Annotated in this window: 14 protein-coding genes; 9 read left to right on the top strand and 5 right to left on the bottom strand. The window is 58.6% G+C overall.

What is annotated here, in order from left to right; genetic code table 11:
• Positions 1–86: 86 nt before the first annotated feature.
• Both ACYZT7_RS11425 and ACYZT7_RS11430 read left to right on the top strand, forming a co-directional pair.
• The gene (locus tag ACYZT7_RS11425) at positions 87–611 is read left to right on the top strand and encodes a DUF6586 family protein (RefSeq protein WP_462041094.1); all 525 of its coding nucleotides are present in this window, start codon (positions 87–89) and stop codon (positions 609–611) included.
• A gap of 153 nt (positions 612–764) precedes the next feature.
• Positions 765–998, top strand: coding sequence for a hypothetical protein (locus tag ACYZT7_RS11430; protein WP_140893639.1), 234 nt, complete (start codon positions 765–767; stop codon positions 996–998).
• A gap of 93 nt (positions 999–1,091) precedes the next feature.
• On the opposite strand, the gene sulA is transcribed toward ACYZT7_RS11430, so the two are convergent.
• Together sulA and lexA are read right to left on the bottom strand one after the other, a co-directional pair.
• Positions 1,092–1,565, bottom strand: coding sequence for an SOS-induced cell division inhibitor SulA (sulA, locus tag ACYZT7_RS11435; RefSeq protein ID WP_462041095.1), 474 nt, complete (start codon positions 1,563–1,565; stop codon positions 1,092–1,094).
• 10 nt (positions 1,566–1,575) lie between these two features.
• Positions 1,576–2,184 carry a transcriptional repressor LexA gene (gene lexA, locus ACYZT7_RS11440; RefSeq protein ID WP_007933171.1) on the bottom strand — a complete coding sequence of 203 codons (609 nt, stop codon included), beginning with the start codon at positions 2,182–2,184 and terminating at the stop codon, positions 1,576–1,578.
• A 229-nt stretch (positions 2,185–2,413) separates the two neighbouring features.
• Here lexA and ACYZT7_RS11445 point away from each other — a divergent pair, with 229 nt between their 5' ends.
• The 4 genes from ACYZT7_RS11445 to ACYZT7_RS11460 all read left to right on the top strand — a co-directional run bounded on the left by ACYZT7_RS11445 (position 2,414) and on the right by ACYZT7_RS11460 (position 8,394).
• Positions 2,414–3,121 (top strand): TetR/AcrR family transcriptional regulator, encoded by a 708-nt coding sequence (locus ACYZT7_RS11445; RefSeq protein ID WP_462041096.1) that lies wholly within the window; start codon positions 2,414–2,416, stop codon positions 3,119–3,121.
• A gap of 158 nt (positions 3,122–3,279) precedes the next feature.
• Entirely contained in the window at positions 3,280–4,290 is a 1,011-nt protein-coding gene (gene nagZ, locus ACYZT7_RS11450; RefSeq protein ID WP_462041097.1) for a beta-N-acetylhexosaminidase, read from the top strand.
• A 12-nt stretch (positions 4,291–4,302) separates the two neighbouring features.
• Positions 4,303–5,040, top strand: coding sequence for an S-methyl-5'-thioinosine phosphorylase (locus ACYZT7_RS11455; RefSeq protein ID WP_462041098.1), 738 nt, complete (start codon positions 4,303–4,305; stop codon positions 5,038–5,040).
• A 45-nt stretch (positions 5,041–5,085) separates the two neighbouring features.
• A complete protein-coding gene (locus tag ACYZT7_RS11460) occupies positions 5,086–8,394 on the top strand; it encodes an SNF2-related protein (RefSeq protein WP_462041099.1) in 3,309 nt (1,102 codons plus the stop codon).
• Between the two features lie 118 nt (positions 8,395–8,512).
• Here the strand turns inward: ACYZT7_RS11460 and ACYZT7_RS11465 are convergent, their stop codons facing one another.
• Genes ACYZT7_RS11465 through mfd form a run of 3 tightly spaced genes read right to left on the bottom strand, consistent with a single transcriptional unit; the run spans position 8,513 to position 15,253 of the window.
• On the bottom strand, positions 8,513–11,203 hold the full coding sequence (locus ACYZT7_RS11465; protein ID WP_462041100.1) for a DEAD/DEAH box helicase: 2,691 nt from the start codon (positions 11,201–11,203) through the stop codon (positions 8,513–8,515).
• 11 nt (positions 11,204–11,214) lie between these two features.
• Positions 11,215–11,793 carry a CsiV family protein gene (locus ACYZT7_RS11470; protein WP_462041101.1) on the bottom strand — a complete coding sequence of 193 codons (579 nt, stop codon included), beginning with the start codon at positions 11,791–11,793 and terminating at the stop codon, positions 11,215–11,217.
• Between the two features lie 10 nt (positions 11,794–11,803).
• Positions 11,804–15,253, bottom strand: coding sequence for a transcription-repair coupling factor (gene mfd, locus ACYZT7_RS11475; RefSeq protein ID WP_462041102.1), 3,450 nt, complete (start codon positions 15,251–15,253; stop codon positions 11,804–11,806).
• 362 nt (positions 15,254–15,615) lie between these two features.
• On the opposite strand from mfd, the gene ACYZT7_RS11480 reads away from it, so the two are divergent.
• The 3 genes from ACYZT7_RS11480 to sthA all read left to right on the top strand — a co-directional run bounded on the left by ACYZT7_RS11480 (position 15,616) and on the right by sthA (position 19,830).
• A complete protein-coding gene (locus tag ACYZT7_RS11480; RefSeq protein ID WP_462041103.1) occupies positions 15,616–17,079 on the top strand; it encodes a glyceraldehyde-3-phosphate dehydrogenase in 1,464 nt (487 codons plus the stop codon).
• Positions 17,080–17,247: 168 nt separating this feature from the next.
• Positions 17,248–18,228: an FAD:protein FMN transferase gene (locus tag ACYZT7_RS11485; RefSeq protein ID WP_462041775.1), complete on the top strand. Its 981-nt coding sequence runs from the start codon at positions 17,248–17,250 to the stop codon at positions 18,226–18,228.
• A gap of 207 nt (positions 18,229–18,435) precedes the next feature.
• On the top strand, positions 18,436–19,830 hold the full coding sequence (sthA, locus tag ACYZT7_RS11490) for a Si-specific NAD(P)(+) transhydrogenase (RefSeq protein ID WP_046055269.1): 1,395 nt from the start codon (positions 18,436–18,438) through the stop codon (positions 19,828–19,830).
• Positions 19,831–19,871: the final 41 nt, after the last annotated feature.

Here is a 19,871-nt window from a genome sequence, read left to right on the forward strand (position 1 = left end):
TTGTTTTGTGCTTGCGGGGAGCTTGGGTGATCCACGACACTGTCTGACCTGCGTGAAGCAATTATTTCGTTGTGGAGGCTGCCGTCATGGCCCACGAACTCTATACCCGTACCAACCAGAAGATTTACTTCGCCGGCCTATCGCTGGAAGCGCTCGCCAGAGCCGAAGAGGGGCGTGCGATGAACTCCCTGGCGCTGATTCAGGCCGGACGCGAATCGGCGTTGTTTCACCTGTACGGTGCGTTGCTGGGGCTGTGCCATGAAATCGCCGGTTTCTATCGCTTGCCTCAGGCCAATGCACCTCGGGCCGAGTTGCTGCTGACTTGCGAAGTACTGGAAGCCATCGCGATTCCAGAAATGGCCGAGATGGTCGAGTTGGCCAATAATTCTGAAACCTGGCTGGCCAAACTGCTCGCGGCCCATGCTGCGCTGTTTCAGCCGCCACGGGCGCCGCACAAACCCAAGGGTGACGTGACGCAACCGCTGATCCTGGCCGTTAACCTGGATGAAGAAGAGGCTCCGCAAGAGCTGAGCCGGGAAGAGTTGGAGAGCTGGCGTCAGAACCTCAAAGGCTTGGCAATTCGCTTTCGCGAAGGTCTGAACGAATGCTGAAGGATCGAGCGGAATAGCGGATGACCCGGTGGGTTGTCCGCTCAGGGATGAGCACTGTCGGAAATTTCTCTTTGTAGTGCATCTGGTGAAGATCCCGAGCGAAGCCTAGCCGATGCCTATATAATCCCCGCCTTTCGTGGAGAACAGACCTTTATGCCAACGTCCTTTCTAGAAATTGTCGAGTTACCAGACGGTCGTATCGAGCTGCGCAGGGCCGAGGACGAGGGGTCTCTGGTTACTTTGGATTTCTCCGAGGATGCCAAAGCGTTCCTGCAAGGCCAGCACGTTGAGGTCGCAAAGGCGATGCTGAGCGTCGGCGTTCAGATGGCCGGGCGCCTGGTTGAAGGCGAATTCAATACAGACGAGGGGTCGCGGGTTCTTCATTGATCCCGCTCGTCGGTTTTTTCTGGTATCGCTACAGATCGGCTTCTCTATTCTTGGAGAAGCCCCGCGCTGGTCAAAGCGCGTATTGTTTGTCAGTTAGCCCAATCGAATATTCAGACTTTGTGCGTCCCCGGTCCGGGCGGCGCTGATCAACTGTTGCCGTGAAGTTGTGCTCAATGGGTTGAGCCAACTGACCACCGTGTGGCTGCGGCCCAGGCGCAAGGCCTCGCAGGTCAACTGCTGTGCGCTCTGAGCGCCACGTGGTTGCAGCAGCAGGATGCGTTCGCGGTTAAGGCCGGCGTCCCGCAACCAGGTCTGGGTGAGGCTGGCGGGCGGGGCGATCAGCGTCAGCCAGCGCGCGTCCTGTTCCTGGCTCAGCTCCCTGAGGATCGGCGCAAGAAGGTTCAGGCAGTTCCCGGCTGCACCACGCAGCGACAGCTCACTGAAGACTTCGGGCTCGGCGCTCCAGGGTGACTCGACCACGTCTTTCAGGATCGGCGCCAACGGCTGCACCATGAAAGCCTCGAACAACGGCAGTTGGGCTTGCTGTGATGTGTGTGGGAACTGCATAAAGCCTCCTTTAGCGGCGAATGACGCCGACACTCAAGCCTTCGATCACCAGTTCCTGATCTTTCAGGTTCACTTCGATAGGGGCGAATTCAGGGTTTTCCGCAATCAACCAGACCTTGCTGCCATCGCGCTTGAAGCGCTTGACGGTCACTTCGTCGCCGATCCGCGCCACTACGATTTGACCGTTGCGGGCTTCACGGGTGGTGTGCACTGCCAGCAGGTCACCGTCGAAAATGCCCACGTCCTTCATGCTCATGCCATGAACCCGCAGTAGGTAATCGGCGCGAGGATGGAAGAACGACGGGTTGATGTTGCAGGACTCTTCGATATGTTGCTGGGCGAGGATCGGAGCACCGGCAGCCACTCGGCCGATAATCGGCAGGGTGGACTCGTCAGCCTTGGCTTCGAAGCCGGGAATGCGAATGCCACGGGAAGCGCCGGGCGTCATCTCGATCGCACCCTTGCGAGCCAGCGCCTTGAGATGTTCTTCCGCGGCGTTGGGCGACTTGAACCCCAGTTCCTGAGCGATTTCCGCACGGGTTGGCGGGTAGCCGTTGTCTTCGAGACAACGTTTGATGAAGGCCAGAATCTCTGCTTGGCGTGGCGTCAGCTTTAGCATATTGATCGCTCTGTCTTTTTATACAGTGACTGGGATTATATACAGTGAAACGGTCTTGGCAATGCCCCTTTTTTTACCGACCGCCAGACGGTCGATCAGCCTGCTGATTCGCGCTCGGGAGTTGTATGGTTAAATAGCTGACCGACCATTCCCAAAACGAACCGGCAGGCTTGACAATGCACAGGCTGAAACGTATGTTTCAAACAAGTGTTTGTCAGGCGGAGTAGCCATGGCCCAGTCGGAAACCGTTGAACGCATTCTTGATGCTGCCGAGCAATTGTTCGCGGAAAAAGGTTTCGCTGAAACCTCATTGCGTCTGATCACCAGCAAGGCCGGTGTCAATCTGGCGGCGGTGAACTATCACTTCGGCTCGAAGAAGGCGCTGATCCAGGCAGTTTTCTCGCGCTTTCTTGGGCCGTTCTGCTTAAGCCTTGATAAGGAGCTGGAGCGGCGTCAGGCCAAGGCAGAGAACAAGCCGACACTTGAAGAACTGCTGGAAATCCTCGTCGAGCAAGCCCTGGTGGTGCAACCACGCAGCGGTAACGATCTGTCGATTTTCATGCGTTTGCTGGGTCTGGCCTTCAGTCAGAGCCAAGGGCACTTGCGGCGTTATCTGGAAGACATGTACGGCAAGGTGTTCCGCCGCTACATGATGTTGGTCAACGAAGCTGCACCGCGTATTCCGCCGATTGAGCTGTTCTGGCGCGTGCACTTCATGCTCGGTGCCGCCGCGTTTAGCATGTCCGGTATCAAAGCCCTGCGCGCAATTGCCGAGACCGACTTTGGCGTCAACACCTCCATCGAGCAGGTCATGCGCCTGATGGTACCGTTCCTGGCTGCCGGCATGCGTGCCGAAACCGGCGTCACCGACACGGCCATGGCCACTGCGCAGTTGCGGCCGCGCAGCAAATCGACCCCGGTTGCCGCCAAGGTTTAACCGCACACGGGTGGGCGCGGCAGCTGACATCCGCTAAGCTAGCCGCCCATGCCGACTCTCGTTCTGAACCTGTTCCCCATTTATGTCGCCGACCTGCCGGGTACAGCCCGTGACGGTGAATTCGTGCGAGCCGGGTTTATCGTTATCAAGGAATCTCTATGACTGCTGGCCTGCAAGGCTCGTTGATGGTGGACGTCGCCGGTACCTGGCTGACGGCTGAAGATCGCCAATTATTGCGCCAGCCCGAAGTGGGTGGCCTGATCATTTTCGCCCGCAATATCGAACATCCGCGCCAGGTGCGCGAGTTGAGTGCAGCAATCCGCGCCATTCGCCCTGATCTGCTACTGGCAGTCGACCAGGAGGGTGGCCGGGTTCAGCGTTTGCGTCAGGGCTTTATACGACTGCCAGCCATGCGCGCCATCGCTGACAACCCGAATGCTGAGTACCTCGCCGAACAGTGCGGCTGGATCATGGCGACTGAAGTGCTGGCCGTCGGCCTCGACCTGAGCTTCGCTCCGGTACTGGACCTCGATTATCAGCGCAGTGCCGTGGTCGGCACCCGTTCATTCGAAGGTGACCCCGAGCGCGCAGCGTTGCTGGCCGGTGCATTTGTTCGTGGCATGAACAGCGCCGGTATGGCCGCAACCGGCAAGCACTTCCCCGGTCACGGTTGGGCCGAGGCGGACTCCCACGTCGCAATCCCTAATGACGAGCGCAGCCTTGACGAGATCCGCGCCAACGACCTGGTGCCGTTCGCCAAATTGAGCAAACAGCTGGCCGCCGTCATGCCGGCCCACGTTATCTATCCGCAAGTCGATTCCCAACCCGCCGGCTTCTCCCGCCGCTGGTTGCAGGACATTCTGCGCGGCGAGCTGCAATTCGACGGCGTCATCTTCAGCGACGACCTGTCCATGGCCGGTGCCCACGTGGTCGGCGATGCTGCCAGCCGGATCGAAGCGGCGCTGACGGCCGGTTGCGACATGGGCCTGGTGTGTAACGATCGCGCGGCTGCCGAATTGGCCCTGAGCGCCGCCCAGCGCCTGAAGGTCAAACCGTCCGAGCGCATCGCGCGGATGCGCGGCCAGTCATACGCCAACATCGAGTACCGTCAGAACCCGCGCTGGCTCGCAGCGGTCGGCGCGCTCAAAGAAGCTCAATTGATCGAATAAGGACTTTTTGTTATGACGGTTTACGCGATTATCGGCGGCACCGGCCTGACTCAACTCGAAGGCCTGAGCATTCGTCAGTCATTGGCGGTGGACACCCCTTACGGCGCGCCTTCGGCAGAAGTGCAGATCGGTGAGTACGCCGGCAAAGAAGTGCTGTTCCTCGCGCGCCATGGTCATCCTCATCGTTTTCCGCCGCATCAGGTGAACTATCGCGCCAACCTCTGGGCGCTGAAGCAGGCAGGTGCCGAAGCGATTCTCGCGGTCAATTCCGTGGGTGGGATTCATGCCGTGATGGACACCGGATATTTCTGCGTACCGGATCAATTGATCGACTACACCAGTGGTCGCGAACACACCTATTTCGCCGATAATCTCGAACAAGTTACCCACATCGATTTCAGCTATCCCTACAGCGAAGCCCTGCGTCAGCAGCTAATCGCGGCATTGGCGGCTGAAGGCGTTGGTTTTGCCAGCCAAGGCGTGTACGCCTGCACCCAGGGGCCACGGCTGGAAACCGTCGCTGAAATCGCGAGACTGGAGCGCGACGGCTGCGACATCGTCGGCATGACCGGGATGCCGGAAGCGGCATTGGCTCGCGAGCTGGAACTGGATTACGCCTGTCTGGCGTTGGTGGTGAACCCGGCAGCGGGCAAGTCCACTTCGGTGATCACCATGGCCGAGATCGAGCAAGCGTTGCATGACGGGATGGGCACGGTGAAGTCGACGTTGGCTCGGGTGTTGAAAAGCTGATCTTGACGCTCCAGACTCCAGCAATTTTCAGAAGCGTTGGATCTAATGCTGACAATAATTGAACAGCTCCATGAGCTACCGTGGGCGGATGAGTTCAGTCATCGCGCTCTGGATAAGGCTCGCCGATACGCTGTGGAAAATCGGGTGCAGATCCGCGAAATGGAGGACGTCCTCGTTCTCGCAAGCTGCAAAGGTTCCGAGGGGAATATCTACGAGCAAACCATTGAACTCATCGAAGACTTTAACGGCGAGTTTGAACTGGTGTGCTGCTGTTCGTGCCCTGTAGTCGTCAACTGCAAGCACTGCGCGACCGTGCTTTATAATTTGCAAGAACTCCCCATAGACTCTTTCAAAAGTACTGCCCCAGTTCAGCTGAATCGCGACCTGGAGCGCTGGCTCAATGATCTTCCTCGCGACGTTGCAGATCTCGATGAGTCTGCCAGGAGCACCGGCACGTGCTGGGTGTACAAACTCAAAGCAACGTCGACTGCAGGCAAATGGTTGCTGGAAATCTGCAAGGCTCGTCAACTCAAGGACGGCCGCTTGCAGGACATCAAACCTGTGTTCTCGCCGTCAGAAGCATTGATGCGAGAGCCTGGCTATCTATCCGAGCTTGACCTGCGAATCGCCAGGTTGCTGGTCGCGATCCACTCCTATCATTCTTTTTACAGCGGTTACCCCCTGCAAGGCAGCAGTGGGGCTGAAGTCCTTCAGTTGGCATTGAAAACTTCGCGGTTGTTTCTCGACTTCGAACAATTGCAGCCCCTGGCACCTGGAATGAGCAGGTCTGCGCAGTTTTCCTGGGCCGAGCAAGCCTGTGGCAGTTTCCGTCCTCAGTGGCATAGTGACGAAGCGTCTGAAGAAACGATTCTGGCGCTGGAACCTTTGTACTACCTGGACCGCCAGCGGATGGAGGTTGGACCGCTGCTCAGTGAACTAGATGAGAAACTGGCGTGCCACCTGTCATTGGCCCCTGACATTCCGGCACGTCAGGCGATGCAGTTCAGCCATCGGATGAGTGCGGCGACGCGAGTCGTTTCTCCTCCGCACGCTTTGACCGAGAGGGTTATTGATGACGTTGAACCCCAAGCCCACCTGACACTTGCAAGCTATTTGCAAAGAAATCAGCGCTGGAAGTATGAGCCCGAGCACCGCGCCGCGTTGGCGTTTACCTACAACGGCCATGTGGCGGCGGACAAGAAATCCGCGGAGTTACTGATTCTGTCCGGCACCGAAACCCAACGCATTCAACGCAAACCCGCGGCTGAAAAAGCCTTGCGCCTGGCCTTGCAAAAACAAGGTTTCAAAAAAGCCACCCGTAAAAGTGATGCGTTACCCGATAGCGCAGGTGAAATGTTTGGGTTGCCGAATGACTCGGCGTGGCTGGCTTTTGTGCAATCTGGTGTAGCGGCGCTCAGAGACGCCAATTGGCAGATCCGTATCAACGACGATTTTCATTTCAATTTGCAGCCCGTAGAAGAATGGTATGCCGACGTCGAGGAGTCTCCGGGGCGGGAGTGGTTCGATCTGCAGTTGGGTATCGTGGTCAACGGCGAGCGCCACAGTTTGCTGCCAATCCTGCTGCAATTGATGCGCAGGCAACCGCAACTGTTGAACCTGGCAGAACTGGCCTCGCGTGACGATGACGATCACGTGCTGATCGATCTCAATAGTGGGCAGTTGGGTGCCAAGCCAGGTATAAAAGTTGCGCTGTCCCTGGGGCGGGTCAAGCCGCTGATGGCTACGCTCGGCGAATTGTATATGGGTGTGAGCAGCGGCACCTCGTTGCGCTTGAACGCCCCTGATGCAGCGCGCTTGAGTGAATTGGAGGGGCTGCCGCTGGTCTGGCAGGGCGGCGAACGCTTGCGCAGTTTCGCGAAACGCTTGCGTGAATCAACTCAGCAAAACGTTGCTGCTCCGCAAGGCCTCAACGCCACACTGCGGCCTTATCAGCTTGAAGGCCTGAACTGGATGCAAACCCTTCGTGAGCTGGAGGTCGGCGGTATCCTCGGCGACGACATGGGCTTGGGCAAGACCCTGCAAACCCTGGCTCATCTGCTGTTGGAAAAGCAGACGGGTCGACTCGATCGGCCGGCGCTCGCGGTGATGCCGACCAGCCTGATTCCCAATTGGCTAGACGAAGCGGCACGCTTCACTCCGCAATTGAAAGTCCTGGCACTGCATGGCGCCACTCGGCAAAAGGACTTCATCAACCTTGCCGAATATGATCTGGTGCTGACGACCTATGCGTTGCTGCCGCGTGATCTTGAGGTTTTGCAACCACAGGTCTGGAGCGTGCTGATTCTCGATGAAGCGCAAAACATCAAAAATCCGCTCAGCAAGGCCGCTCAAGCTGCCCGGGATCTGGAAGCTCGGCAGCGTTTGTGCTTGTCCGGCACGCCGTTGGAAAATCACCTTGGCGAGTTGTGGTCACTGTTTCACTTCTTGTTACCCGGCTGGCTTGGCGACAGTAAAACCTTCAATCGTGACTACCGTACCCCGATCGAGAAGCACGGCAATATCGAACGGATGCAGCACCTGACGGCTCGGATAAAACCTTTTCTGCTACGTCGCAAGAAAGAACAGGTCGCCACCGAGTTGCCGCCTAAATCCGAGATTGTGCATTGGGTCGAACTCAGCGATGGGCAACGGGATGTCTATGAAACCGTGCGTGTGGCGATGGACAAGAAGGTACGTGACGAAATTGCCCGAAGCGGCGTTGCGCGTAGCCAGATCATCATTCTCGATGCCTTGCTCAAGCTGCGTCAGGTGTGCTGCGATCTACGGCTGATCAAAATGCCCCTGACGGCGAAAGCACTTCGTGCGGGCAGCGGCAAGTTGATCGGCCTGATGGAGATGCTCGAAGAGTTGCTCAGCGAAGGCCGCAAGATTTTGCTGTTCTCGCAATTCACGTCGATGCTTGCATTGATTGAGGAAGAATTGCAGCGGCGAGGGATCGGTTATTCATTGTTGACGGGTGAAACGACGGATCGGCGCACACCGGTCAAAGACTTTCAGGGCGGCAAGGTGCCGTTGTTTCTGATCAGTCTCAAGGCAGGCGGGACAGGACTGAACCTGACAGCGGCGGACACGGTGATCCACTTCGATCCTTGGTGGAATCCTGCCGTTGAAAACCAGGCGACGGACCGTGCTTATCGTATCGGTCAGGATAAGCCGGTGTTCGTCTACAAGATGATTGCGCGCGGCACGGTGGAAGAAAAAATACAGGCGCTGCAGCAGGAGAAGGCGGCGCTGGCCGGGGCGGTGCTGGAAGGTGGGACGTCGGGTGGATGGAAGCTTGAGCAGAGTGATATTGAGGCGTTGTTTGCGCCATTGCCTGATCCCAAGTCCTGATAAAGCGTGACTGCAGTGAGTCCGAGCTGACCCCATCGCGAGCAAGCCACGCTCCCACAGGGTTGATGTTGACCCTGTGGGAGCGAGCTTGCTCGCGATGGCGATTTAGTAATCGCCGCTATTTTTCGAGTTTGTCCGGCAGCGGCGCAAACAACGCTTCAATATCATCACTCTGCAACTTCCAGTCCCCGGTCTTGCGCCCATCCAGCACGCCGGCCGCCAAGTCGGATTTTTCCTTCTGCAAGTGCTGAATCTTCTCTTCTACCGTGCCTCTGGCAATCATCTTGTAGACGAACACCGGCTTCTCCTGACCAATGCGATACGCCCGATCAGTCGCCTGATTTTCGGTCGCGGGATTCCACCACGGATCGTAGTGAATCACCGTGTCGGCTTCGGTCAGGTTCAGGCCAACGCCACCTGCCTTCAGGCTGATCAGAAAGATCTGACGCTTGCCGCTTTGGAAGTCTTTTACCGGTGCGCGCCGGTCGCGGGTCTGCCCGGTCAGTAGCGCATAATCGACTCCGCGCTTTTTCAACTCATCTTCAATCAACGACAGCATCGAAGTGAACTGCGAGAACAGCAGAATCCGCCGACCTTCATCGAACAATTCCTCTAGCATTTCCATCAGGCTGTCGAGCTTGCCGGACGTGCTGCCGCGAGTGGGCAGGGCGGCGTCATTGACCAGGCGCAAATCGCAGCACACCTGACGCAGTTTCAGCAGCGCCTCAAGAATGATGATCTGGCTGCGCGCCACACCCTTGCGGGTGATCTCGTCGCGGACTTTCTTGTCCATGGCCAAGCGCATGGTTTCGTACACGTCGCGCTGGGCTTCGTTGAGCTCGACCCAATGGATGATTTCGGTTTTCGGCGGCAACTCGGTCGCCACTTGTTCCTTGGTTCGACGCAGCAGGAATGGTTTTATCCGGCCGTTGAGGTGCTGAAGTCGTACTTCGCTGGCGCGCTTTTCGATCGGCACGCGGTAATCGCGGTTGAAGCTTTTCACATCACCCAGCCAGCCGGGCAGCAGGAAGTGAAACAGCGACCACAGCTCACCCAGGTGGTTTTCCAGCGGGGTGCCGCTCAGGCACAGACGCTGACGAGCATTCAATTCGCGGGCAGCATGGGCGGCCTTGCTGTTGGGGTTTTTGATGTATTGCGCCTCGTCCAGAACCAGCACGTGCAAAGGCTGCGCCGCCAGACGTTCGACGTCCTTGGGCAGCAGCGCATAGGTGGTCAGGATCAGGTCGTAATCGGCCAGATTGTCGAAATGCTTTTTGCGACTGGCACCGTACAGCGCCAACACTTTGAGTTGTGGTGTGAAGTGCGCCGCTTCGTCGAGCCAGTTAGGAATCAAGCTAGTAGGCATCACCACCATGCACGGCCGATCAAGGCGTCCAGCGTTCTTCTCACTGAGAATGTGCGCCAGAGTCTGTAGGGTTTTGCCCAGACCCATGTCGTCCGCGAGGATCCCGCCGACTTCCAGTTGCCGCAACGACTGCATCCAGCTCAGGCCTTCCAGCTGATACGGGCGCAAGGTCGCGTTCAAGCCTTCCGGTGCGGTCGTGGTGAAGTCCTTGATGTCCCGCAGGCGCTGGGCAAAGGTGCGAATTTGCTCGCCACCCTCCCAGAGCAACGGCAGGTCTTCCAGCGGATTCAATCGCGTGGCATCGGCTTTGCTCAGGCGTAGCGTCGTTTCGCCGGGCCCTTGCAGGTAGAACTCGCCGAGGGTCGCCAGCACCGGTTTCAATCGGCCGAAGGGCAGGGCGACTTGCAGCGGGCCGTACTCGGAGTTCGGGCGATTGGGGATGTTCACCAGGATCAACTCGTCGTCGCGACGTCGTGCGAGGCGTTCCGGGTTGAGGATCTCGGAGTGGGAGCGCATCAGGTTCAACAGGATCGGCAGCAGACTCAGCCGTTCGCCGTTGACGATGATTCCCAGTTCCAGATCGAACCAGTCACGCTCCGGTGCCTGTTCGACAGTGGCGTACCAATCGTCCACGGCAGTCAGGTCGAAACCGAAGTCTTCGTCGATCTGCAACTCCCAACCCTGGGTACGCAGCTTCGGCAGTTCATTGAGGGTGAAGGTCAGCCAGGCACTATCGTTGACCATCTCGAACAGTTCGCCGGCGCTTTCCGGCAAGGCTTTGCTTTGCCGGGTGGCAATTTTGAAGCCGAGGATTCGCAGCTGCTCCCTGTAGGTCTGTTCGACTTCCGGGTGGCGTTTTATCCGTAACGTTTGCGTCTCCTGACGAATCAGGATGTCGGCGTTCTTCTGCCCGGAAACGTACTCATCCAGATAGCTGAATGACAGCGCCGCGCGATGCTGAATATAACGCTGCATCTTGCCATTGCGCGGTTCGAAGGCACTGAACTCGATGCTCGCCAGCCACAAGCGTGGCACCGGTTGCACGTTATCCACCAGCACTTGCGGCGGTGCCTTCGGGCTACGGTTCTCCAGTACGGCTTGCAGTTTCTCGAGTAGCTCGGCGTCTTGCGCGGCGGCTGGGTAGGCCAGGGTTTCCTGCACTTTCAGTAGCACCGCCGCGCAGTGTTTGCAGTTGCTGTGGACCGGGCAGGTGCAGGTGGCGTCAATCATCAGCAAGGTGGCTTTGGCTGACTCGCGCAGGCGAATGGTCTGGCGGTAAACGTTACCGCCAGAGCCCTCGCAGGCGGCGATGATCGTGGCGTCGCCGGCCTCGACGATCCTGACGCGGTTCTCCAGCGCGTAGCGGCGGCCACGCTCCAGGCTCTGTTCCTTGAATCGGCTGACCCAGGAAGATGCCAGGGGTTTGCTCAGGGTCGGGGGCATAAGGACTTCAATCAGTCCGGAATTTCATCGGGGACTGGCCGAGGCGCAGGGGCAGTCAGCGAGGTGATCTTGATCAGCAAGCCGAGGTGGCCATTGTCGAGGAAGTTCAGCTGGCCGTTCTTGGTGTGGCTTTCCTGCTTCATGCGTTCGCTGGCGGTGACCATGCCGTTGGCGTCGATCTGGTTGACCCAGAAGTCTGCATCCACATCGGTGAATCGTCCCAGTTTCATGCTCAGCGTGCCCTCGATCGGGAACTGGCCGAACTGTTCTTTGCCCTCGCTGATCGCGACTTTGCTGGCCTCTTCACCGAGAGTCTGTTGCCAGGCCTTGTGCAGCAACACCGTGTATTCATTGCTGGCGGTGAGTTTTTCCACTTCAGCATTGAGGCTCGGTGTGCGCAGGCTGTCGGGGCTGATGGGCTGAGCTCCGGCAGCCCAGTCTTCCGGCGCGGCGCGGCTGACGATAGCGGGCACGGCGTTTTGGCGGACCAGAATCATTTCAATCTGATACAAGTCATCGGCAAATGCGGTAGGGGTGACCAGTGCTGTTATTAACATTGTCAACAAGGTCAGTAAGCGAAACAGGCGCATGCGGCGTCCTTCAAGCAGTTTTTGGAATGAGGTGCTCAAACAGCGCCTCTACAGTATTAAAGCGCTCTTCCGAGCGCTCCATCGGCACCTGGAATTTAAACATCGTGGCGCCTTCGAATTTGTAGCGTTTGGGCTGGCTCTGGATCAGTTTGATCAGCGTCAGCGGGTCAACCGGGGTTTGCGTCGCGAACTCGATTCGGCCGCCTTGTGGGCCTCCGTCGACTTTCTTGATGCCCAGTAGCTCGGCCTGCAATTTCAGCGCGGTAATGCGCATCAGGTTCTTGGTCGGCTCCGGCAGCAGACCGAAACGATCGATCATCTCCACCTGCAAGTCCTTGAGGCCTTCCTCGTCGGTGGCCGAGGCGATGCGTTTGTAGAGAATCAGTCGGGCGTGTACGTCCGGCAGATAGTCCTCGGGAATCAACGCCGGTACTCGCAGATTGACTTCCGGACCACCGCCGAGCGGTTGGTCGAGGTTCGGTTGTTCGCCCTTGCGGATCGACTTCACCGCGCGCTCGAGCATTTCCATGTACAGGGTGAAACCGACGGCCTGGATCTGCCCGCTCTGGCCATCGCCGAGCAATTCGCCGGCGCCACGGATTTCCAGGTCGTTGGTGGCGAGCACGAAGCCCGCGCCGAGGTCCTGGGTATTGGCGATCGCTTCCAGACGTTTTTCGGCGTCAGGCGTGATTTGCTGGCGCGGCGGCGTCAGCAAATAAGCGTAAGCCTGGTGGTGACTGCGACCGACCCGGCCGCGCAACTGGTGCAGCTGCGCCAGGCCGAACTTGTCGGCACGCTCGATGATAATGGTGTTGGCGCTCGGCACGTCAATGCCGGTCTCGATGATGGTCGAGGCGATCAGCACGTTGAAGCGCTTGTGGTAGAAGTCGCTCATCACCTGTTCGAGATCGCGTTCGCGCATCTGCCCATGGCCGATGCCGATCCGCGCCTCCGGCACCAGTTCGGCGAGGTCGGCGGCGCACTTCTCGATGGTCTTCACGTCGTTGTGCAGGTAATAGACCTGACCGCCACGCAACAGCTCACGAAGCAAGGCCTCTTTGACCGTGCTCTTGTTTTGCTCCATGACGAACGTCCGTACCGACAGGCGACGGGCCGGTGGCGTGGCGATGATCGACAGGTCGCGCATGCCCGAGACCGCCATGTTCAGCGTGCGCGGAATCGGCGTGGCGGTCAGGGTGAGGATGTCGACTTCACTGCGCAGGGCCTTGAGCTGTTCCTTTTGGCGGACACCGAAACGGTGCTCTTCGTCGATGATCACCAGCCCCAGGTTTTTGATTTTTACGTCGTCTTGCAGCAGCTTGTGCGTGCCGATGACGATGTCGATCTTGCCTTCGGCGAGATCCGCGACCGCAGCATTTATTTCTTTGGTCGACTTGAATCGGCTCATCACTTCCACGCTCACCGGCCAATCGGCGAAGCGGTCGCGAAAGCTGTTGTAATGCTGCTGGGCGAGCAGGGTGGTCGGCACCAGAATCGCCACTTGACGACCGCCATGCACCGCGATGAACGCGGCGCGCATCGCCACTTCGGTCTTGCCGAAACCGACGTCGCCGCAGACCAGACGGTCCATCGGTTTCGGCGCGAGCATGTCGGTGCGCACCGCTTCGATGGTGGTTTGCTGGTCCGGGGTTTCTTCGAATGGGAAACCGGCGCTAAAGGTCGCGTAATCGGCTTTCGGGTCGGCGAACGCATAACCTTCACGAGCTGCGCGGCGGGCATAGATGTCGAGCAGCTCGGCGGCGACGTCACGCACTTGTTCGGCGGCTTTGCGTTTGGCTTTCTGCCAGGTCTCGGAGCCGAGACGGTGCAGTGGGGCCAAGGCATCGTCGCTGCCGGTGTAACGGGCGATCAGGTGCAGGTTGGCCACCGGCACGTAAAGCTTGGCGTTTTCGGCGTATTCAAGGGTCAGGAATTCGGCAGCCTGACTATCGATTTCCAGAATCGTCAGCCCGAGGTAACGCCCGACACCATGATCGATGTGCACCACCGGCGCGCCTTCACGCAGCTCGGTGAGGTTTTTGATCACGGCATCGTTGTTGGCGTCGGCGCGTTTCTCGCGGCGACGGCGCTGCATCACGCGCTGACCGAACAACGGGCTTTCGGCGACCAGGGCCAGCGCCGGGTCGTCGAGCACCAGGCCTTCGTCGAGCGGCGCGATGGTGATCGCCAGGCGCTCCTTGCTCGCGACGAAGTCCGGCCAGCTGTCGACGGTTTTCGGTCGCAGCTTCAGGCGTTCCAACAACTCCAGCAACACTTCACGACGGCCCGCGGACTCGGCGGTAAACAGCACGCGACCGGGAAACTCGTCGAGGAAACCCGCCAGCGCCGCCAACGGTTGAGTCGCCTTGGCTTCAATGGCCAGGTTCGGCAGTTCTCGAGCAGGGAAGCGCTCGCGGCCGACGCCGGTTTCCACGTCCTGTTGACTGGCGACCACGCGCGGCCAATTCTTCAGGCGAGCGAAGCAATCTTCCACCTGCAGGAATAACTCGGCTGGCGGCAATAAAGGACGAGCCGGATCGACGCGGCGTTCTTCATAGCGATTGCGCACGTCGTTCCAGAAGTTTTCCGCCGCCTGCTCGATGCCCGGCAACGAAAACACTTGCGTGTCCTGCGGCAGGTAATCGAACAACGTGGAGGTTTCATCGAAGAACAGTGGCAAGTAGTACTCGATACCGGCCGGTGTAATCCCGCTGCTCAAATCCTGAAAGATCGGGCAGCGACGAAAATCCACATCGAAACGCTCACGGAAGCGCGCCTTGAAGCGGGTGACCGCATCTTTCTGCAGTGGGAACTCGCGAGCTGGCAGGAGGCGAACCGTTTCCACTTTGTCGATGGAGCGCTGGTTTTCCGGATCGAATGTACGAAGGGTCTCGATTTCGTCGTCGAACAGGTCTATGCGGAAAGGTAATTTGCTGCCCATCGGGAACAGGTCGATCAACGAGCCGCGCACGGTGAATTCGCCATGCTCATAGACGGTATCGACGTAGCGATAGCCGCTGGCCTCAAGCCGGGTGCGCATTTGCTCGACATCGAGCTTCTGGCCGATGTCCAGCACCAGGCTGCTGCCGAGCAGGAATTTGGTCGGCGCCAGGCGATGCAGGGCCGTGGTGATCGGCACGACCAAAACGCCATGACTCAGCTCCGGTAATCGATACAGCGCGGAAATTCGCTGGGAAATAATGTCCTGGTGCGGCGAAAACAGATCGTAGGGCAGGGTTTCCCAGTCCGGGAAATGCAGCACCGGCAAATCCGGGGCGAAGAAGCTCAGCTCCTGTTCCAGCCGTTCGGCACTTTGGCTGTCGGCGGTCAGTAGCAGGGTAAAGCGCTTGGCAGCGCTGGCGGCCTCGGCGATGGCCAGGCTCAGGGCGGCACCGGGCAGATTGCCCCAGTGCTGTTTACCTGCCGCGGCAGGGAGTAGCGGTAGACGCAGAACGGGCACGGAAGGTTGAGCTCCAAGCGTTGCGACAAAGTCGGTAATTGTAGCGGTCTCAGGTGCCGGCTGTCAGTTGCAGATATGTCTATTACGCGGGTTGGGCGAAATGTAGTGGTAAAGACAAAATCCGGCCGTTTTTTGGTGAAAATTACCGATTATGTAGTGGCAAAACGGACAGGTGTTACGGATGGTTACGGATAACGCTGCGCTGTCCCCAAAAAATTGACGACGCTGGAGGCCCCGGTTTTATTGGGCTTTAGCGGTGCGTTGTTTTTTTGAAGAGGATTTTGTTACTGGCCGCGCGACAGGCGCGCATTGCTACGGGAGGCACTCGGCGGCATAATGTAGCCCCTTTTTTCTGCCCCTACATGTGGAAGGTTCCCGTGACTCAGAAGCCCGACCAGTGTCTTGGTGAATGGATCGACCGTGAAGCACTCGCAGAAGCGATGATTCCGCTTATCGGTCAGCTCTACCGCAACAACAACGTGGTGAGCTCGATCTATGGCCGCAGCCTGATCAATCGTTCAGTCATTGCGATTCTCAAAGCCCACCGCTTTGCCCGCCATCGCCAGTCCGACGACAGCGAGCTGTCCGTCCACGAAACATTCCCGCTGATCAAAGCCATGAGCGAGCTCAAACTCGGCGCCGCTTCGGTAGACCTGGGCAAGCTTGCAGTCAAGTTCAAGGCCGAAGGCAATGGCCGCACTGCCGAGCAGTTCGTCCGTGAAGAACTGGCTGACGTCGTTGGTCAGCAAAACATTTCCGCCCGCAAAGGCACCGACGTTGTTCTGTACGGCTTCGGTCGTATCGGCCGTTTGCTGGCGCGCATCCTGATCGAGAAAACCGGTGGTGGCGACGGCCTGCGCTTGCGTGCCATCGTCGTCCGCAAGGGCGCCGAGAACGACCTGGTGAAACGTGCCAGCCTGCTGCGTCGCGACTCGGTTCATGGTCCGTTCGATGGCACCATCACCATTGATGAAGCCAACAACACCATCACCGCCAACGGCAACCTGATCCAGGTTATCTACGCGAAAAACCCGACCGAAGTCGACTACACCCAGTACGGCATCAAAGACGCGCTGCTGGTGGATAACACTGGTGTGTGGCGTGACGCCGACGGCCTGGGCCAGCACCTGGCTTGCCCGGGTATCGATCGCGTTGTTCTGACCGCGCCGGGTAAAGGCAAGCTGAAGAACATCGTTCACGGCATCAACCACGGTGAAATCACCGCTGATGACAAGATCGTTTCTGCCGCTTCCTGCACCACCAACGCCATCGTGCCGGTGCTGAAAGCTGTTAACGACAAGTTCGGCATCATCAATGGACACGTCGAAACCGTTCACTCGTACACCAACGACCAGAACCTGATCGACAACTTCCATAAAGGCGATCGCCGTGGCCGTAGCGCCGCGTTGAACATGGTTATCACTGAGACCGGTGCTGCCACCGCTGCTGCCAAGGCACTGCCTGAACTGGCCGGCAAGCTGACTGGTAACGCGATCCGCGTTCCGACGCCAAACGTGTCGATGGCCATTCTCAACCTGAACCTTGAGAAAGCCGCCACCCGTGAAGAGATGAACGAGTACCTGCGCTACATGGCGCTGCACTCCGATCTGCATAAGCAAATCGACTACGTCAATTCGCAGGAAGTGGTTTCCACCGACTTCGTTGGTTCGCGCCACGCAGGCGTTGTGGATGCTGAAGCAACCATCACCCAAGACAACCGCGTTGTTCTGTACGTTTGGTACGACAACGAATTCGGTTACAGCTGCCAGGTGGTTCGCGTGATGGAAGACATGGCCGGTGTAAACCCGCCAGCATTCCCGCGCTAAGCATTAGCTGCACATGAAAACGCCCCGACTTTGGTCGGGGCGTTTTAGTTTGTGCGGTGTTCGCTCCCACTCTTCTACCGCATAATGGCGAGCCTTGGCGTTGTGTCATGGGACTCTCCAGGGGATGCAGGATTGTTGAAATGGCGGCTGTGCGGTTTTGTGGTCCTGATGGGCGCCCTGACAGGCTGCGGAAACGGAGATTCCATGGAAAGCTTCAGCGGCCCGACCATGGGCAGCACGTATTCGATCAAGTACCTGCGCCATGCCGGTCTTCCCGTCCCGGCCGAGGTCCGTGTCCAGGTCGAAAAGATCCTCGCTGAAGTCGATCAACAAATGTCGACCTATCGCAGCGACTCCGACATCGAACGCTTCAACGATCTACCCGCCAACCGCTGTCAGAAAATGCCCGCACCGATCCTCAAATTGGTCCGCGTCGGTGAGCAACTGTCGGAACAAAGCGAAGGTTCCTTCGACTTGACGGTGGAACCGCTGCTCAACCTCTGGGGTTTCGGCCCGCAGGCTCGCGAGGAAAAAATCCCCGCGGCCCAAGCGCTGGCCGAAGTGCGGCAGCGAGTCGGTTACCAGCACCTGCGTATCGATGGCGATCAACTGTGCAAGGACGCCGCGGTCGAGGTCGACTTCAACAGCATCGCCGCCGGCTACGCAGTCGACACGATTGCCGCAAAACTAGAAGCAATGGGCATCCACAACTACCTCGCCGAAGCCACCGGTGAACTCAAGGCAGCCGGTAAAAAGCTCGATGGCTCGCCTTGGCGCATCGCCCTGGAAGAACCCCGCGACGACCAGCAAGTGGCCGAGCGCATCATCGCTGTCGACGGCTACGGCGTTTCTACCTCCGGCGACTATCGCAACTATTTCGAGCAGGACGGTCGGCGTTATTCCCACACCTTCGATGCCCGCACCGGGGCACCGGTCTTACACACCTTGGCGTCAGTCACGGTGATTCATCCTTCAGCATTGATGGCCGATGGCTTATCGACGCTGTTGCTGATTCTGGGTCCCGAAAGGGGTTGGGACTATGCCGAAACGCATGACATCGGTGCATTCTTTGTGATTCGTGCCGATACAGGTTTCGTCACACGAACCAATCAGGCTTTTGAACGCTTGAGTGGCGGAAAAACCGAGTGATGACGGCGATTCAAGCATCGAAGACTGGCGTTGTAGTGCAGGCAAAAGTAGCCTACGACGCGACCAAGGGTTAATGTGCCCGGCGTTGACGCTTATATAGACTGTGTCCGGGTTCTGCACTGGCCCCAAATTGTTCCTTCACGCCGCAGATCGGCGTGATTTAGCCGCAGGTGCCGAGGGCGCCGCGGCCTGTTCTGAGGAGTACGCATGGCTGTCTACAACTACGACGTGGTGGTGCTGGGTTCCGGCCCGGCGGGAGAAGGCGCGGCAATGAACGCCGCCAAAGCAGGGCGCAAGGTGGCGATGGTCGATAGCCGTCGCCAGGTCGGCGGCAACTGCACCCACCTGGGTACCATCCCGTCCAAGGCACTGCGTCACTCGGTCCGGCAGATCATGCAGTTCAACACCAACCCGATGTTCCGGGCCATTGGTGAGCCACGTTGGTTCTCGTTTCCGGACGTGTTGAAAAGCGCCGAAAAAGTCATCTCCAAACAAGTCGCATCGCGCACCGGCTACTACGCCCGTAACCGCGTCGACGTGTTCTTCGGCACCGGCAGCTTCGCCGACGAGCAAACCATCGAAGTGGTCTGCGCCAACGGCGTGGTCGAAAAACTGGTGGCCAAGCACATCATCATCGCCACCGGTTCGCGCCCGTATCGCCCGGCGGACATCGATTTCCACCACCCGCGTATCTACGATAGCGACACCATCCTCAGCCTCGGCCACACCCCGCGCAAACTCATCGTTTACGGCGCTGGCGTAATCGGTTGCGAATACGCCTCGATCTTCAGCGGTCTGGGTGTACTGGTTGAACTGGTGGACAACCGCGGTCAGTTGCTGAGCTTCCTCGACTCGGAAATTTCCCAGGCCCTGAGCTATCACTTCAGCAACAACAACATCACGGTTCGCCACAACGAAGACTACGACCGCGTCGAAGGCGTGGACAACGGTGTGATCCTGCACCTCAAATCCGGCAAGAAGATCAAGGCCGACGCCTTGCTCTGGTGCAACGGTCGTACCGGCAACACCGACCAGCTGGGTCTGGAAAACGTCGGCGTGAAGGTCAACAGCCGCGGCCAGATCGAAGTCGACGAGGCCTACCGTACCTGCAAGCCGAACATCTACGGCGCCGGTGACGTGATTGGTTGGCCGAGCCTGGCCAGTGCGGCTCACGACCAGGGTCGTTCGGCTGCTGGCAGCATCGTTGATAACAATAGCTGGCGCTTCGTCAACGACGTGCCGACCGGTATCTATACCATTCCGGAGATCAGCTCGATCGGCAAGAATGAGCAGGAGCTGACTCAGGCCAAGGTGCCGTACGAAGTGGGCAAGGCGTTCTTCAAGGGCATGGCGCGTGCACAGATCGCCGGCGAACCTCAGGGCATGCTGAAGATTCTGTTCCACCGCGAAACCCTGGAAGTGCTTGGCGTTCACTGCTTCGGTTATCAAGCGTCGGAGATCGTTCACATCGGTCAGGCGATCATGAACCAGCCGGGCGAACTGAACACGCTGAAGTACTTCGTCAACACGACGTTCAACTACCCGACCATGGCCGAAGCCTATCGGGTAGCGGCGTACGATGGCCTCAACCGGCTTTTTTGAGCGGCTCCGGCCGGTGGCCTGAGCCGGCCGGGGAGACCGAT

This window comes from Pseudomonas sp. RT4P38, assembly GCF_054897765.1.

Coding starts and splice junctions, on each gene's coding strand:
- ACYZT7_RS11425 (WP_462041094.1), top strand. CDS start 87: ATGGCCCACGAACTCTATACCCGTACCAACCAGAAGATTTACTTCGCC.
- ACYZT7_RS11430 (WP_140893639.1), top strand. CDS start 765: ATGCCAACGTCCTTTCTAGAAATTGTCGAGTTACCAGACGGTCGTATC.
- sulA (WP_462041095.1), bottom strand. CDS start 1,565: ATGCAGTTCCCACACACATCACAGCAAGCCCAACTGCCGTTGTTCGAG.
- lexA (WP_007933171.1), bottom strand. CDS start 2,184: ATGCTAAAGCTGACGCCACGCCAAGCAGAGATTCTGGCCTTCATCAAA.
- ACYZT7_RS11445 (WP_462041096.1), top strand. CDS start 2,414: ATGGCCCAGTCGGAAACCGTTGAACGCATTCTTGATGCTGCCGAGCAA.
- nagZ (WP_462041097.1), top strand. CDS start 3,280: ATGACTGCTGGCCTGCAAGGCTCGTTGATGGTGGACGTCGCCGGTACC.
- ACYZT7_RS11455 (WP_462041098.1), top strand. CDS start 4,303: ATGACGGTTTACGCGATTATCGGCGGCACCGGCCTGACTCAACTCGAA.
- ACYZT7_RS11460 (WP_462041099.1), top strand. CDS start 5,086: ATGCTGACAATAATTGAACAGCTCCATGAGCTACCGTGGGCGGATGAG.
- ACYZT7_RS11465 (WP_462041100.1), bottom strand. CDS start 11,203: ATGCCCCCGACCCTGAGCAAACCCCTGGCATCTTCCTGGGTCAGCCGA.
- ACYZT7_RS11470 (WP_462041101.1), bottom strand. CDS start 11,793: ATGCGCCTGTTTCGCTTACTGACCTTGTTGACAATGTTAATAACAGCA.
- ACYZT7_RS11480 (WP_462041103.1), top strand. CDS start 15,616: ATGTGGAAGGTTCCCGTGACTCAGAAGCCCGACCAGTGTCTTGGTGAA.
- ACYZT7_RS11485 (WP_462041775.1), top strand. CDS start 17,248: ATGGGCGCCCTGACAGGCTGCGGAAACGGAGATTCCATGGAAAGCTTC.
- sthA (WP_046055269.1), top strand. CDS start 18,436: ATGGCTGTCTACAACTACGACGTGGTGGTGCTGGGTTCCGGCCCGGCG.